Source organism: Prevotella rectalis (assembly GCF_900607215.1).
GTDB lineage: Bacteria > Bacteroidota > Bacteroidia > Bacteroidales > Bacteroidaceae > Prevotella > Prevotella brunnea.
On the sequence record NZ_LR027820.1, the window covers coordinates 783,004 to 799,475 of the forward strand.

Below are 16,472 nucleotides of genomic sequence, written 5' to 3' on the forward strand. Positions count from 1 at the left end.
AGACTGCATGGATATGAACGAGGATGGGCTGATGGAATATCGTGAGCAGGTGGTGGTGTTCAGGAAGGGCGGTATCAACCATATAGCGCGTATCATCACCTATGTGGATATCAAGAAAGGAAAGATGCCAAAGTTGGTGTCCTTGCTTACCAACGACTTTGACATGTCCATGGAGACTATCGTAGCCATCTACCGCAGGAGGTGGCAGATAGAGACTCTTTTCAAGCAGATAAAACAGAACTTCCCGCTTAGATACTTCTATGGGGAGAGTGCCAACGCCATCAAGATACAGATTTGGGTTACACTCATTGCCAATCTATTACTGTCACTGCTGCAAAGCTCATTGCAGAGGCGGTGGAGTTTCTCAGGGCTGGCTACTATGGTGCGCATTGTACTTATGGAATACCTCAACATGAATAATTTCTTCAACATGCCGGATGCCGACATGAAACTCATGCTTGAAGCAGCGGCTGAATCGCCACCCGAGGTAACAGAAAATGAATAAGGGGGCTTGTCACTAACATGCTGTCATCCGAACTATTGTGTCTCAATGAGTTGGAATGAGGATTTCTATGTTTAGCGGACAGTAATAATTTGGAAGTAGCAAGGTACTTGTTGCGCGTTGCTTTCTTCCGAGTCATTATCCAGCCTTACACCCTGTTCATAGGAAAAACAGTGAGGCACTCTATTGTGCATTACAAGATTCGGGATGGAACAAATTCTATGAAGACGGAGTATCGCTTATGCCTTTACGATTGGCAGAAGAACTGGATAAAGAATCTTTTGAGTCTTACATTGGTATGGATTGCCCACCACCCAACTGGAATGAAGGACTTGACCGAGAACTGACCAAAGACCTGCACCTCATTCATCAGTTTAATCATTTGTTTGAATACACCAATTTTGCCCTGACAGATTTTATCTATTGCCGTGATTTTGAACCGCAAATAGAGATTATGTTAGGATAAAACTTTGCGGTTTGGCACAGCAGCGTAGATTACAACTCAATAAATCGTGGCGCATGGTACAGCTGATACTGATTATCCAAAACAGATCCATTTGAAAAGATGGTCGCTCCCATCTGTGCCATGCCATACGACTCGTGGGCATGTCCGAACAGGTGATATTGTGGTTTTACTTCCACCACTTGGTTACGTAGAGATAGATTGCCCCAATGCCTACCGCTTGATTTATCTAATATCATCAAGGGGGGCTCATGCGTGATAAGTATATCTACATCTGTGGGGATGAGACTTTCTTGATGGTTATAACCTAAGCCAAAGAATTTCACATCGTCAATCTCACAACCTCTGTCTTGCAGAAAATAAACGTTACGGGGCAAATCTTCGATATTCTCGGCATCCCACAAGCAAAGGTCGTGATTGCCCGTAACAAAAAGTTTATTGGGATAAGGAAGTTCGATAAACCAATTCAAGAAATCGAGTACTTCCTGTTCTGTGCCCATGTCCGTAAAGTCGCCGCAATGCACCAAGACGTCAGCTGTGGGCAAATCTGCCAGCAACTGATGTCGGTTGTGGGTATCAGAGATTTGGAGGATTGTCATTTCTACGGTCTTAAGAATGAGTGGTACCATATACTGGCTCTATATCGAAGCCCGCAATATACTCCACATGAGGATTACCGAAGTTATGGCTTATCTGCCATTTAACTTCTACAGAGTCTGGAAGTTGGTCAAAGAAGGAAGCTAATGCGTCCATATCTTCTTTTGCATTGTCTATTTCGTTGCTTTGTAACTCCAGACCAAGCATTAGGATGTGGATATTCTTATGGGGTATGGCATCAATGGACTCCTTTATCGCACCCGCTTTCCCAGTTGCAATAAATGTTGCAGTACGCATGCAGATTTTAAAATCGCCGAAGTCCATACTGATTAGTCCTATAGTCTCAATGAAATGCTTGAAGAACAGCAGATAATGCAGTATGTTCTCTTGTAAGGTACAATAACGAGTGGTAAGAATATTGTAGAATTCCCATCTCTTCTTAAACATCTTGTACTGATGGCTTGCATGCAGGTCAAGAATAAAGATATGTTTAACCATATCTTCATATTGTCTGATAAAGGCATCAATCTCAGCGGCATATACTTCCGCATCATCGGTAAAGACGAAAATTGCAATGCAAGTTTTAGAGCGCAGGTCATCAACGCTCCAATGGGTTATGTCTTTATAAGGCTGGTCTATGCTACTTAAAATTCCGGTGGCCTTGTCACCAAAGCAGTGATAGGCAGAGAAACTCTCTGTGAGACTCTCAAAGTTAAATTGTTGGAGTGATTTTTCCATATCTTTATTTGTAAAGTTCAGCCATCTCTTCTATGCGCTGCTTCATAAGCTGACGAAGGCTGTTGGGGTGAATAACTTCCACATCAGGACCATGTGATAACAGTTCCTGAATAAAGTCGTAGGTAGGTTTGAGATAGTATTCAAATACGGTGCAGTCTTCTGTACTCTCAATCTCCCATTGCGAAGAATGCAATGGAAGCGAACGGAAATACTTTGCCTGGTTGTTATAGACATTGATTTCTATGCGCTCCACCTTTTCCTCTTTCCCTATCACAATACCGTATGCGGTCGCATACATTTCCTCCGCATCAAAGTCCTTGGGCATTTTGAACTTTTGATTGGAAACATGTAAATCCTGTATGCGATCGAGAGCGTATGTGCGCAGTTCCTCATGGGCAGACGGTCGGGCTGTGAGATACCATCGCTGCTTGAACACCTTTACGAAATAAGGCTCAAGGGTAATAACCTGTGCTTCCTCTTTCCAAAAGCTCTGATAATTGATGGTGAGGCATTTCCCTTCGCGCATGGCTTGGATAATCTCTGTGAGATATTCATAGCCAGAGGGAATATGCTCACAGAGAATACGGGCACGCAGGTCTTTGCCTTGCAGGAGCATATTACCCACGGCAAAACTATTGAGCAACCACTCCTGTATTGCAGGGCGGTTTATTTCATTTCGCGACTTGATGAAATAACGTTTGTTCTGCTTGTCATACTCTATATCAATGCCAAACTGCAAGCCTATTTGGTTTCGGTGTTCCCACCATGTCTTGCGGACAATGTCTTTGTCATCATATAGATAACAGTCCCTCCACTGCTCGTTGAGTTCTTCCAACGAAAGTCCATGCCTAGCCTTTGCGAGCGCATCGACTTCCCAGATGTATCTTGCTATCAGATTTGCTGCCATGAAAAACAATTATTGCAGTCCTTGTATCTTGTTGAAGTTTGTGGCAATGTCGTCAAGAATGGCATTGTAGTGATTCCATCTTTCTACATCATTAAGACCATGCCCCGCAACGGTTATTGCGCCAGGGTGATGGGTCTTATACGCTAATGGAACTTCTTCCAATTCCAGTTTAACCACGTCATCCATAGAGATACTACCAACAGATGAAGTGGACTGGATATGAAAGTTCTCATGGATATACCTATCATACGGCTCGCCAAACCCTGTGAGGAATATAACAACATCAGGCTTGAGCAATTCTATCTCTTGTGGAATGACATGGAAATAGTCTAACTCGCATTGATGAATTTTCGGATCATCCACCTTGCGGCTTCTTCCTTCCATTATTGAGAGTTTTGAGATTTCATTCCACAGGAAAGCGGGTCTCTTTCTTGGATATGCCTTCTTTAAACGTTCATTTATCCCATCCATCAAACCATTGAAACCGGTGCGAAAGAATGGGCTTTTCGATAGTTTGCTATTACCGTCAGTTAGGAAAAATGTATCACGATAGTTTTCTGAATAGAAAACCTCATAGGCTTCTACCAAATCATCCGAACCGAGTTTAGCCCCATCCTTAAGTTTAGGCCACCCCCATTCGTGAACTTCCTTGCCGAATACCATAACTTTCAGATCGGCTTGTGTGTACCATGTTTCATCTCCTACGGACACTTTGCCTTCTTTTTCCCGATTAAGTCCTAAAAGGAATGGTGGCTGTACTTTGTCTATTAGTCCGTCACTCTTCAAATGTGCAATCAACTCATTAAAATGTGGTTGATACATATTGCTTAGTTGCTCATTTAACCTCATAATATAGTTATTTTAGGTTTAACATTACAAATATAGGTAATTATTTGTTACCAACCTTTATTTTGCTTGATTATTTCCCCAGTAAATACTTAAAGGGTCATCACTCAATCCATAATTCTCCATTTCGTCTTTATTCTCCGTCATCGCCAGTAAGCTCATTGCTGCAAAATAGGCATTGGTACGAGAAGGATATATCATGAATGGTTGACGGTTGGCTGCATCTTTCAATGGGGTACCCAGTGTGATGCTCCACGAATAATTCCAGATATAAGTCTCTTCTTCGCAATCTTCATATTCGATAAGTCTTCCGTTCTTCTCACGCTTCCAACGGCATATATAGAGGTAATCTTCCAAAGATTCAAGATAACTATTGGGGTACGGACAATGTTTAGGAATCTTTGTACATAAGATTTTATACATCTTATAAAGCCTTCTGAAATACTCCTTATTGAAAGCCCTATCCTCCTCTTCAACTAAAATGGCTTTCCTTACTTCCGTCCAATTGCTGCTTCGCAGATAGTAGAACACAGTTGGATGTACGGTTTCCATTCTCTTTATATCAATGGTTGGAACAATTTTGCCCATGTTCAACCTTACGTTTTCTTCAAGCTGCGTCTTCTTTGGCAAGTCTGTCCAGCCGTCCATAGCAAGATAGCGCAGCGGGAGGTATTTTTCCGTAACCAGTCGCAAAGAAGGATTCTCGGATATATCAAGAGCTACGAGTCGGTGCATACCACGAATATTCAATCTTTTCGTTTTCGTATTCCTGATATTCAAGTATTTCAGACCGCAAAGCCCTTTTGGACTGATGCTTGCCCATTGGTTCGTGCAGTGCAGATACTCCAATCCCTTGCATGCTTCGAGGTTCATTTTTGTAACGGAGAAAGCAGTCTCTATTTCAATCCCCGTGATGACATTCTCCTCGTCTGAACTTATTGCAATCTCATGTTTGCCGAACTTGCTGTATTGATGATCCAGTTGGTTCCAACCATTCACTTTCCATTTGATGACTTCCGTATTGGCATTGTGCCCGTTATCCCACACGATAGTAAGTGTAGCGTTCATCAGCACTTTTAATCGTAACGAAAATTTCCCACTACAATTCATTGTAATAGTTATTTTGTCGTTCCCTTCGGGATTCATGCGTTTTTTCAAGTTGCGATAGGAAATTTCCAGACGATGTGGAAGCAAAGATTTGGCTTCATCTTCCTTTCTATAGTTTCTTTCCCACGAAGTAGGACTAAGCACTTTCCAATCAAGTACCTTGCGATACCATTCCATGGCTTTTCCATAGTCTCCCATCTTCTCACAGACTCGCCCAGCCTTATAGCCTGCCTCCATCGTAAATCGCTCGTAACAATAGTTATACCAGCTAAGAGCCTGTGCAAGATTAGGAGCTGTACCCAGCCCATATTCATATAACTCTGCAAGCAAGAGGGCTGCTTTTAGATCACCAGGGCTTATAACTGGTTGTGTCATATCTATATGAATAAGGAGAGAATCTTAAAAGCCTCTTTATGCTTTCCACTCCTTATATATTGAGAAGCACGGAGAGTTGCTATATTCAAATCTTTTTTAGTGAAAATACGATAGTGCGCAATTTCATCAAGCAAGGGACTGTTGTATATACTAAGATAGTGGTAGAACATAGTACTAATATACAACTGCTTGCTCAAAGTCTCTGATTCCTGCTTATAGTTAAGTGTGCCACGGTCTGGGCGAATTTTACCAGAATAATCCGTATCTATCAGATTCTTGAACCACCCATAATTCATCATCTTCTGAAAACTCTTCCCCTTGAACTTGCCGCAGACAACATTGGGAAGGCTCTCTTGTATAGTTATGTCTAATAATATATCTGACGCTCTATCAAAACCAAGTTGAATAAGTTCCTCCATAGCCTTGTATATCTTCTCCTTATCGGTCATACTACACTCCGGCTTCATGCAATGCTGCCTTATTGAATGACCAAGGCGATTGGTTTGATTACTTTTCGCAAAATACGAGCATGATAAATCGTCTTTCTCACCCATAACATTCATAGCATGATCCTTGTACTTCGCTAATGCGTCATCTAAATCAGCAATGTCTTCATAAGGAGTGCATAATATCCTTTTCATTAATTTCGTATCTACCATCTTTCCTATGTTTTTTGCAAAGATAGTCGTCAGGTGGGCAAAATTGTGTAACACTTAAATAGGGAGTTTATTCTTTTCTTTAATTCTTGCATATTTGAATCAGAAATGTCTATAATGCTCTTTCAAAATTTCCTCCAAATCTGAAGCCTTATAGAGTATCTTCCCTGCGAACTGTGTGTAGGGAATAATCCCCCTGTCGCGATAGTCCTGCAAGGTGCGCTTGCTGATGTTGAGCAACCTGCACACGTCACCGTTGTGCAACCAATTGGTGTGCCTGCTCTGTTCACCTAAAGCCTTGTGGCAGGTCTCGGCAAGGCTGAGTATCTCATTCCTCAACTTTGCCCAATTTGAATCCGTAATAATAAAATATCGGCGTAATGGACATTTGGTAGGCTGAAAAGCTCCAGATGTCCTTTATTTATTACCTTTGTGCCATTTGAAAACCTATGAATAAAAAACATGTGTATTCTGTGGCAGCTCAAATGTTAAAAAGAACGGTCATCGTCGGGGGCTGCAAATGTATTTTTGCGGTGATTGCAAGAAGCAATTTCAAGGCGGTCGCCGCATTGACAGTACAACATTATGGCAAAGCTATCTGACAGAGAAACGAACCGTCAAAGAACTATCAGTTATGCATAAATGTTCGGAGAGAACAATACGCAGGAAACTGAAGTTGGTAGCAGAGAGTTTTACCCCTTCCTTTCCTAAGGAAGCAACTGTCATAATTGATACAACATATTTCTCCAGAACATTTGGTGTAATGTTATTCCAAGATGCAACTTCGAGAAAGCTCCTTTATCGCAAATTTGTTAAAAATGAAACCAACAAGGAGTATCTCTCAGGACTTGAAGATATAAAAGATAGAGGAACAAAGATAGTGGCGGTAGTCTGTGATGGACACACAGGGCTTTTACAGGCTATAACCTCCTGCCCGGTACAAATGTGCCAGTTTCATCAATTGCAAATCATCAGAAGGCTTCTGACAAATAGCCCTCATTTGCCTGCAAGCATAGAGTTGCTGGCATTGGCAAGGAAGATGTTTACCATCGGAAAGGAGCAGTTCTTAATGGAATTTGGTAAATGGTGTGTCCGGTGGGAGGATTTTCTGAATGAAAGAACGACTCTTATTTCAGGCAAGACTACTTATACACACAGACGACTTAGGACTGCCAAGAGGTCTTTAAGAACACATCTCAAGTGGCTCTTTACATATGAAGAACATACGGAGGTAAACATACCGAATACAACCAATATGTTGGAAGGCTACAACTCACAACTTAAAAGAGCTTTACTGAACCATAACGGATTAAGCGATACCAACAAAAAGAAGTTTATTGATGGATTTCTGAATATAACAAAGTAGGCTAGAAATTGTCAGCCTACCATTTGTCCATTACAAACATCTGGAGCTTTTTCAGCCTACCAAATGTCCATTACGCCCATATTTGGAAGGTCGTTGAAAACGAGCCTCCCTATATGGGAGAAATTCAATAATGTCCTAATTATTCTTCATACATCCATCCAATGCTTACCTTTCACTTTCCAAAAGCTTATCTTTTACACTGCAAAAGGTCATGAATCGGGATGCAAAAGCTAAGCTTTTAAATCGCAATTAGTATCATACTGATTATCAATAGATTACGAATTGTTTCTTCGGGGTGGTTTTTGTAATATAATTTTTCAGTGTTTTGATAAAAGGACTAATATGTGTTAATTAAAATATAGCACTTTTGCAACATTCTATAAATCAATTATATTTGCTACGCGAGTTCGGGATAAGAAAAATTCTTAAAAAGTTGGTAATAGGCTGACCATATACATTCACGGCATCGATCAATACATAATTTCATCATGAACTTGTGTTCTGCTCTTACAGCCTATTGTTTCTTTGACAATAAGCCGGAGGCACTGCCGGTACACGTAGAGAAATCAAGGCAATTGGAACTTTTCTAAAGATTTTCTTATCCCGAACTCGCGTACTTTTTGGTAAAAACGATAGTACTTTTTTTGGAGGTCAGTCGTAAAACCCGGTTGCATCCCCTCTCATGCAAATAAATTCATGGATATTTGTTATCTTTGCATCATGAATGGCGAGCAATTGTTGCGTTGTGTCTTTCCGGAAATACTCGCAGATTATTTTGATGAGACAGCTATCCGGGAGATCATTTCCCGGATAGACTTCCGGTTGGATGAGCGCAACTTTATTTATGAACTTTTTCTTATCCCGAACCGGGGTCGTTTATGCCGGTTTTTGTATCTTTGCATGGTAAAAATCTTGCAAATCAACAATACATAATTCTCCATCCAATGTACAAACTTACCAATCTGATAAACCGGATGAGCACAGAGGGAAATTATTGGAAAATTATTTTCTTCGCACATAATCTACGAAAACGTATGGCGGATTGTTTTCTGTTTCAGGGTGCTCTTCTTGCTTTTCTATCTCCCATGATCCATCATTATATTCAGGAAAGAATACGTCGGCATGATCCGGAATGGCATTAATTTCGGTTAAATAGAGTCGGTCTGCGATTGCCAGCCCTTCTTTATACACACTTGCGCCTCCTATAATAAAAGCTTGTTCACCATTATTTATATGCTTTAAAGCCTCATCGAGCGATTCATATACATCACAACCGGGAAAATTTTTCCGACTTCTGCTAAGCACTATGTTTCGTCTATGGGGCAACGCTCCCTTTGGAAGCGATTCAAAAGTACGACGTCCCATGATTACGGTGTTTCCCGTTGTGAGTTGCTTAAATCTACGCAAGTCTTCTCTGATAAAGTAAACCATATCGTTGTGGTAGCCTATGGCGCGATTCTTCGCTACGGCAGCTATAATGTTTATTTGCATTGCAGGATTTTTGATTAGAAAAAATAATTGAAAAAAGTTTTTATACGGAAACTTCTGCTGAGATATGGGGATAGGGGTGATAATCCGTCAATTCAAAGTCCTCATATTTGAAGTCAAATATGCTTTTTACATCGGGGTTGATGCGCATTTTGGGAAGTGGTCGGGGTTGGCGCATCAGTTGCAGTTTTGCCTGTTCCAAATGGTTCAGATACAGATGTGTGTCGCCCGTCGTATGGATAAACTCGCCTGCTTTCAGTCCCGTTACCTGAGCCATCATCGCCAACAATAAGGCATAAGACGCGATATTAAATGGAATTCCCAAAAAGGTGTCTGCTGAACGTTGATAAAGTTGAAGCGAGAGTCTTCCGTTTGCGACATAAAATTGAAAAAGACAATGGCACGGAGGGAGTGCCATCCGATCAACTTCAGCCGGATTCCAAGCCGTAACGAGCATTCGTCTTGAACTTGGATTGTGCCTGATGGCATACTCCACATTTTTAATTTGGTCTATCGTTCCACCTTTATCATCCGACCATGAACGCCACTGATGCCCATAAACCGGTCCCAAGTCACCATTTTCGTCAGCCCATTCGTTCCAAATTTTTACTCCATGTTCTTGCAAATATCTAACATTGGTATCACCTCTCAAGAACCAAAGCAGTTCATATATGATACTTTTTAGGTGCAATTTCTTGGTTGTCAGCAGTGGAAAGCCTTCGTTTAGGTCGAAACGCATCTGATTACCAAAGACCGAGAGCGTCCCCGTTCCGGTGCGATCGTCTTTCTGAACACCTTCGGTCATGATGCGATTGAGAAGATTTAAATATTGTTTCATGATTTATATTGAGAATTAAAGAGAAATGTCAATTATGTTGGGCTCATCCGGGATATGACCGCTCTTAATGCGCCATTCATGCGGATAAAGGTTATTGGCACGATTGCCAAGATTTTTGGCAAAGCCGATGGCATGACCTTTATAAGTAAGAGTTACAATCCCCCGTACCACATCTTGCGGAAGCACAATGGCTTCGCGCCGAAGGTAGCTGACAGCGGTAGTATAATCCACGTCCACAACGGGAAACATATTCTTATCTGTGGCGATGGATAGCGCACTACTGTGATCGGGTATTATCATATTCCCTTTTTCTACACCATCTTTCGCACCACATGAAAGTACTTTCAACTTCTTCTTCGCATAAGGTATCAAGTCTTCTGCTGAAATCGCCCATCGGTGATCTTTTCTTTCGCACTCACCTTTCTTTCTTATCACAGCCATAAACAGCCCCTCTCCCTTTGAAATACCGGGAATAAACCTATAAATGGGGAAATCATGTGTGCCGGTTGCTTGTGGGTCAAGGAGCGACCCGGTAACTTCCCAATCACTTTCCACCGGAATGTCAATGAGACGTGCATCGTATTCATTGAGAATCCAAGCGATATTTTCTTCATTTTCGTGCGCGTTGAAAGTACAGGTGGAAAACACGAGTATGCCTCCGGGTGTCAGGTTATCCCATATATCCGCTATGATTTCACGCTGAAGTCTCGCACAATGTTCCACATTTCTCAAGTTCCATTCTTCAACAGCTTTCGGATCTTTACGAAACATCCCCTCGCCGGAACATGGAACATCAGCGAGGATTACATCGAAAGTCAGTTTTGTTTTTTTGTAATCTCGCGGATAGTTGTTAGTCACCACTACATCCGGATGGCCAAACTTCTGTATATTCTCTGCGAGTATTTGCGCGCGTTTGCCCAACGGTTCGTTGGAGAACAACACACTGCCTTCCGGAATTACCGCACGGGCACAAGTGGATTTTCCACCGGGTGCAGCACAAAGATCGAGCATGGTAACAGGATGCTTGACAAGATGTCTAAGTACATGGGCAAGAAACATGGATGAGGCTTCTTGTACGTAATAAGTCCCCGCATGAAACATCGGATCGAATGTGAAGTTGGGGCGTTTGTCCAAATAAAATCCTTCCTTGCACCACGGAATTTGTTGCGGGTCATATGAAGCCGATACACGTTCATTTGCTCCAAGCTTAAAGGGGTTGAGTCGAATACTTACCGGAGCTTCTTGTTCCAAACTTTGCAGAAAGAGTTGGTAACGAGTGTCGCCGAACAATCTTCGGGTGTAGTTTTCAAAATCCTTAGGTAGGTTCATCTTATTCGTACTGGTTTATGACCGCAAGGCAATTTACTCTATATCAAAATAAACACTTTCATCATCATCCAACGTCTCTTTCTTTCGAGGTTTGGGCGAAGTTTTCAATTTGCCATTCTCATCAAACATACCGTATGTGGTTCGTAACACTTTGAATTCGGTACGACGATTGAGTTGGTTGGCAACTTCCTGTTTATCTTTATCAAGCTTCTTGATAAATTCTTCGGTCAGCACATCGTTTTCTTTCAACCATAGATACTTCTCTGTGGTCTTGCGACGGACAACTCTTGGCTTATCTTCACCATATCCGACAGGCGACAATCGGTCTTTGGCAATGCCGTGTTCCGTCAAATAAGCCACAACTGCATCGGCGCGTCGCTGTGAGAGTAGCTTGTTGTATTCATCAGAACCTTTGTAATCGGTATGGGCTGACAACTCAATGGTGACGTTTGGATTCTCATTGAGCAGGTTAATAAGAGTATTCAGAGCTACTTTTGACTCCGGACGCAGCGTTGCCTTATCGAAATCGTAAAATATATTATCAATGAGCACCGGTACTTTTATGTTTGCCAATGGAAATTGTAACACATATTCTTTTGATTCCTCAACCGGTTCTACTTTCAACTCTTCCTTATGATTGAGAAAGCCTTGACATGTGGCAAGGATGATATAATTCACTCCGGGACGAATTTCCTGTTCAAACGAGCCATCTCCCTTTACGGAGAGTTTAATATTTGTACCATCATCGCCCACCATAAATACTTGAGCTGCAGGTAATTCGTAACCATCCATCTCATATACCCAACCCTTAACAGTTTGTATCACTTCCGGAAGTTCAAAACTATAAATATGATCCCAGCCACGGGCATCGCCTCGATTAGAAGAGAAAAAACCACGATTATGCAAACCTTCAAAAGTCATCCCAAAGTCGTCACCTTGCGAGTTTAGAGGGTATCCCGGATGTTCAAGATGGTAACGATGGTCTGTTCCCACTTTGGCAATGAATATATCCAACCCACCTAATCCTCCGTGCCCATTGGATGAGAAATATAAATCTCCATTGGGACGAAAAGTGGGAAACATCTCATCACTGGGAGTGTTGATAGGTTCGCCCAAGTTCTCCACTCCCCCCGTAGTGCCGCCCATCAAACGTACTCTCCAAATATCCAATCCACCTTTTCCTCCGGGCATATCACTAACAAAATAGAGCCATTTTCCATCCGGCGAGAGAGCCGGATGAGCAAAACTTGATAACGTGTCGCGACTGATTTCCAGCTTTGTGGCTTTCCCCCAAGTGGCATCCGACCTACTACTAACGGCAATTTGAGCATAACGAGGATAAGTCGCATCTGTGAGGCACTGGGTAATGTACATCTCCCTACCATCTACGGAAAAAGCAGGCGTCCCCTCATCGGCTTCAGTGTTCAGCCCGCTCTCAATAGATTGCGGTTGCGTCCATTTTCCTTTATCGTCTTTCTCGCTGAAGAAAATATCGCCCGGTTTAACACCTGTAATCCCACTTAGCTCATCACCCTGCGCGGTATTACGCGTTGATGTGAAATAAAGTTTTTCATGCTGGTCGCCATAGAACATGGGAGAATAGTCTTGCCGACGCGAATTGAAGATAGTCATCTTTTTCACTTGATAATAAGAGCCATGTTCCTTGACGCTCGGTGCTGCATTGGCAGCATTTTTCCCAATGGCAGCTTTCGCGTTATCCGGCATAGAATCCAATACTAGTTGATATTCTTTCGCCGCATCAGCATAAGAACCGGTTTTCATTAGATTCTCCGCCAATTTCAAATGCGTGTCCGGATTGTCTTGCTTATACCTTGTAACATTCCTATAAGCCGCAATCGCTCGTTGCGAGGAACTTATTCTATCGTAACAATATGCCATTTTCTTTGCTAATTGTCCGCGTTGTTCCCTGTCTTTTGCGGGCGTGCGCTGATAAGCACGCTTAAATTGACTTGCTGCATCATAATACTCGCCCACAGAAAGGAATTTCTCTCCTTTCTTGATGTTACGGTCTATGCCACAACCACAGATGAAAACAACAATAAGAAATAAACATACTGTTCCCATAGTCTGCTTGATGGTTATGCCATGGAATGCCGTATGAATGTATGTTGATATAGGTTGGCTCATACTTTTATTAACGCAAGCAAAACTTGAATATTGCAACAACTATCATGCGATACATAGAGTTCTGAAGATTTATACTCCTATTTTTCGGTTGGAATTGTCTGACAGAACATCATTCACAATATTTGTGATCTGTTCTTTTAACTCATTGATGAACCGTCCCGCATCATATTTCCTATGTTCTATGTCGCGTAGTTTCTTTTCCCAAATACCGGTTAGTTCGGCAGAGGTAAGCAATTTCTCATGAATGGTATCTATGAGTGCAATTCCCGTTGCTGTTGCCTCCAGGTTTTTCTTCTGCCGCCGAATGTAATGACGCTTAAAGAGAGTCTCAATGATTCCGGCTCGCGAGGAAGGACGCCCAATTCCATTTTCTTTTAACGCCATGCGCAATGCTTCGTCTTCCACCGTTTGTCCTGCTGTTTCCATTGCCCTAAGCAATGAAGCCTCTGTGTAATGTCTCGGCGGTTGGGTTTTCTTTTCCGTCAATGTAGGTTTGTGGGTACCTGTCTCGCCTTTTATGAAAGTAGGTAATATCACTTCACCCTTTTCTCCTCGCTTCTTATCGGGGAGAGCATTTTGTTCAGCTATCAATGGCATCGTACCTGTCTCGCCATTGGATGGTTTCTCATCCTCGTCTCCATTTATTCCATACACAACACGCCAACCGTAATCCAGAATTTCCTTTCCGGTAGCTTTGAATTCTATTTTATCAACCTCTCCCAAAACAGTCGTTGTGGAAAACCTACAATCGGGATAAAACACCGAGATAAAACGGCGGACAATGAGGTCGAACACGTTTCGCTCGGCATCGGTTAATCCCTTTGGCACAACACCCGTAGGAATGATGGCATGGTGATCGGTTACTTTTGAAGAATCGAACACTCGCTTCGACTTTGAAAGCTGTTTCTCTGCAAGTTTTTTCACGAGTTCGCCATAAGGCTTCGCACCGGCAAATGTGATTTGATAGATTCCATTCATTATCTGCGGACATTGATTGTACACGTCATCAGTAAGGAATTGAGTATCAACGCGCGGATAAGTGGTGAATTTTCGTTCGTATAAACTTTGGATAGTGTTGAGCGTCATCTCGGCAGAATACCCGAATTTGCGATTACAATCCACCTGAAGTGAAGTCAAATCGTATAGTTGTTTCGGCTGTTCCGTTCCTTTCTTTTTCATCACGCTCATAATGACAAAGGGCTTTCCGTCTATTTTTGAAAAGGCTTCAAAACCTTTATCTTTCGTTGTAAACCTCCCTTTTGTCGCCGTAAATTGTGTATTGCGGTATATAGTTGCCAACACCCAATAAGGTTCCGGTTTGAAATTATCAATCTCCTTCTGTCGTTTTACAATCAGTGCCAAGGTAGGAGTTTGTACGCGTCCGATTGAAAGTACTTGGGCATTTCGTCCAAAGCCATTATTTCCATATTTCAATGTGTACAAGCGAGTGGCATTCATTCCTAAAAGCCAATCACCGATGGCGCGCGAAAGTCCGGCAAGATAAAGAAGTTCATAGTATTTTTGGTCTTTCAGGTTTGCAAATCCTTGTTTTATTGCTTCATCTGTCATGGAAGATATCCATAAACGCTTAACCGGACAGTTCACTTTCGCTTTCTGCATGACCCATCGCTGTATCAGCTCACCTTCCTGACCGGCATCACCACAATTAATAATTTCATCCGCGTTTCGATATAGTTTCTCTATAACAGCAAACTGCCTTTTCACTCCTTCATCCTCAATCAGTTTTATTCCAAACCGATGAGGAATCATGGGAAGCGCGGCAAGACTCCAATATTTCCAATTCGGAAAGTAATCATTGGGTTCTTTCAGCTCACAAAGATGTCCGAAGGTCCAAGTTACTTGATAGCCATTGCCTTCCATATAGCCTTCCTTTGAGCTTACGGCTCCCAAGATTCTCGCGATGTCTCGTGCCACACTCGGTTTTTCCGCAATGCAAACTTTCATTTCTATTTCTTGTTATGATTGGATAGGTCTTGCAAAGTTAGCGATTTTTTCTCTTTTTCGCAAACGGATGTTTCTATTTCCATATCTTTACGCGATTTAGATTTTATCACCAGCCACACCCCGATAAACACCAAAATGACGGCAGACCCTTGATAAAGCGTAAAGACAGCAATGCCCGTAAAAACAGAAACCAAGACCGCAACAATAGGTTGAACGTAATTGTAAACGCCTACTATCGTTGGACGAAGACAGTGTTGTCCCAACATCATCAACAGATAGCTGACGAAAGTCCCAAAGAAAACAATATAAAACGTCTCCATCCACGTCTTACTCGAGATAAGTGCAAAATCGTGAGCCAACAAATCATCCATTGCGAAAGGCAGCACATAAAGTGAAGCCCAAAGAAACATCCAACGATTTATCGTGAATACCGAATAACGTTTGATTAATCTATTAAATAAGGAGAGATAGAGTGCAAAACTCAGTTGAGCCCCTAACACCATAAGATCGCCACGCACATCACCCACCTTGGCATCAATGGCATTCATGCTCGTCAAAATCAGGATTACGGCTCCCGTGCAACCCATTATAACCCCTCCGGCTTTTTTCCATGTAATGGGCTCACGCAAGATGAAAAAAGCCAAAATCATGGCAAAAATCGGCATACTCGTTGTTATGACGCTGGCATTGATGGGAGATGTATAACTCAAGCCTATCGTAAAAAGACATTGATTGCAGGTTACGCCAAACAGTGCCGCAGCGGCGAAAAGAAAAATATCTTTTATTGGAACTCGCTCATACTTAACAAACAACAAACTTATCCAAAATAACATCGCGGCTCCGGATACCCGAAATGCCACCATCTCCAAACCACTGATACCATTTGTCATGGCATCTTTACCTATGGGGGACATCAAGCCCCAAATCACTTCGGCACCCAGCATCGACAAGTGAGCCTTTAATATAGCATTCATAACCTTTTGCTTTTCTTCTTTCAACTTTTGCCTGCAAAGGTACATAAATATACGCGAGTTCGGGATAAGAAAAGCACTTAAAAAGTTGGTAATCTCGCTTATTATTTGTACCTTTATAGGTGAAAATCAACAAGTTACAAATAAAGACTAAGCGATGATTACCAAAGACAAAG

General features: G+C 42.1%; 16 protein-coding genes and 2 pseudogenes. 4 read left to right on the forward strand and 14 right to left on the reverse strand.

Going from position 1 to position 16,472, the window contains the following annotated elements:
• Window positions 1–505, forward strand: a 505-nt coding sequence (locus E0E16_RS04340) for a transposase (RefSeq protein ID WP_130829736.1), incomplete at its 5' end; no start/stop codon positions are given.
• Window positions 506–743: 238 nt separating this feature from the next.
• Complete coding sequence (locus tag E0E16_RS04345) at window positions 744–968, forward strand: hypothetical protein (protein WP_130829106.1); 225 nt, start codon at window positions 744–746, stop codon at window positions 966–968.
• A 29-nt stretch (window positions 969–997) separates the two neighbouring features.
• On the opposite strand, the gene E0E16_RS04350 is transcribed toward E0E16_RS04345, so the two are convergent.
• From E0E16_RS04350 to E0E16_RS04380, 7 genes are all read right to left on the reverse strand, one after another.
• Window positions 998–1,564, reverse strand: a complete 567-nt coding sequence (locus E0E16_RS04350; RefSeq protein WP_130829108.1) for a metallophosphatase domain-containing protein — start codon at window positions 1,562–1,564, stop codon at window positions 998–1,000.
• Window positions 1,565–1,574: 10 nt separating this feature from the next.
• The gene (locus E0E16_RS04355; RefSeq protein ID WP_130829110.1) at window positions 1,575–2,300 is read right to left on the reverse strand and encodes a toxin-antitoxin system protein; all 726 of its coding nucleotides are present in this window, start codon (window positions 2,298–2,300) and stop codon (window positions 1,575–1,577) included.
• A 4-nt stretch (window positions 2,301–2,304) separates the two neighbouring features.
• Window positions 2,305–3,207: a helix-turn-helix transcriptional regulator gene (locus E0E16_RS04360; RefSeq protein WP_130829112.1), complete on the reverse strand. Its 903-nt coding sequence runs from the start codon at window positions 3,205–3,207 to the stop codon at window positions 2,305–2,307.
• A 9-nt stretch (window positions 3,208–3,216) separates the two neighbouring features.
• Complete coding sequence (locus E0E16_RS04365) at window positions 3,217–4,029, reverse strand: hypothetical protein (protein WP_130829114.1); 813 nt, start codon at window positions 4,027–4,029, stop codon at window positions 3,217–3,219.
• An 84-nt stretch (window positions 4,030–4,113) separates the two neighbouring features.
• Window positions 4,114–5,535 carry a hypothetical protein gene (locus E0E16_RS04370; protein WP_130829116.1) on the reverse strand — a complete coding sequence of 474 codons (1,422 nt, stop codon included), beginning with the start codon at window positions 5,533–5,535 and terminating at the stop codon, window positions 4,114–4,116.
• A 2-nt stretch (window positions 5,536–5,537) separates the two neighbouring features.
• Window positions 5,538–6,194, reverse strand: a complete 657-nt coding sequence (locus tag E0E16_RS04375) for a hypothetical protein (RefSeq protein ID WP_130829118.1) — start codon at window positions 6,192–6,194, stop codon at window positions 5,538–5,540.
• Between the two features lie 99 nt (window positions 6,195–6,293).
• Window positions 6,294–6,557 (reverse strand): helix-turn-helix domain-containing protein, encoded by a 264-nt coding sequence (locus E0E16_RS04380; RefSeq protein ID WP_130829120.1) that lies wholly within the window; start codon window positions 6,555–6,557, stop codon window positions 6,294–6,296.
• A 115-nt stretch (window positions 6,558–6,672) separates the two neighbouring features.
• Here E0E16_RS04380 and E0E16_RS04385 point away from each other — a divergent pair.
• Window positions 6,673–7,557 (forward strand): annotated as a pseudogene (locus tag E0E16_RS04385) (IS256 family transposase, variant Zn-binding type); the annotation flags it as partial.
• 443 nt (window positions 7,558–8,000) lie between these two features.
• Window positions 8,001–8,147: pseudogene (locus E0E16_RS14940) on the forward strand (IS982 family transposase); the annotation flags it as partial.
• A 412-nt stretch (window positions 8,148–8,559) separates the two neighbouring features.
• Here E0E16_RS14940 and E0E16_RS04395 read toward each other — a convergent pair.
• From E0E16_RS04395 to E0E16_RS13895, 7 genes are all read right to left on the reverse strand, one after another.
• Window positions 8,560–9,048, reverse strand: a complete 489-nt coding sequence (locus E0E16_RS04395) for a dihydrofolate reductase (RefSeq protein ID WP_130829124.1) — start codon at window positions 9,046–9,048, stop codon at window positions 8,560–8,562.
• Window positions 9,049–9,088: 40 nt separating this feature from the next.
• Window positions 9,089–9,883 carry a thymidylate synthase gene (locus E0E16_RS04400; protein WP_130829126.1) on the reverse strand — a complete coding sequence of 265 codons (795 nt, stop codon included), beginning with the start codon at window positions 9,881–9,883 and terminating at the stop codon, window positions 9,089–9,091.
• A 15-nt stretch (window positions 9,884–9,898) separates the two neighbouring features.
• Window positions 9,899–11,212 carry a methyltransferase RsmF C-terminal domain-like protein gene (locus tag E0E16_RS04405; RefSeq protein ID WP_130829128.1) on the reverse strand — a complete coding sequence of 438 codons (1,314 nt, stop codon included), beginning with the start codon at window positions 11,210–11,212 and terminating at the stop codon, window positions 9,899–9,901.
• 33 nt (window positions 11,213–11,245) lie between these two features.
• Window positions 11,246–13,297 (reverse strand): PorE family type IX secretion system protein, encoded by a 2,052-nt coding sequence (gene porE / locus E0E16_RS04410; RefSeq protein ID WP_130829737.1) that lies wholly within the window; start codon window positions 13,295–13,297, stop codon window positions 11,246–11,248.
• Window positions 13,298–13,429: 132 nt separating this feature from the next.
• Window positions 13,430–15,325: a DNA topoisomerase 3 gene (locus tag E0E16_RS04415; RefSeq protein ID WP_130829130.1), complete on the reverse strand. Its 1,896-nt coding sequence runs from the start codon at window positions 15,323–15,325 to the stop codon at window positions 13,430–13,432.
• A gap of 2 nt (window positions 15,326–15,327) precedes the next feature.
• Window positions 15,328–16,299, reverse strand: a complete 972-nt coding sequence (locus E0E16_RS04420; RefSeq protein ID WP_130829132.1) for a DMT family transporter — start codon at window positions 16,297–16,299, stop codon at window positions 15,328–15,330.
• Window positions 16,223–16,472, reverse strand: a 250-nt coding sequence (locus E0E16_RS13895; RefSeq protein WP_223177183.1) for a hypothetical protein, incomplete at its 5' end; no start/stop codon positions are given. The genes E0E16_RS04420 and E0E16_RS13895, both read right to left, overlap by 77 nt.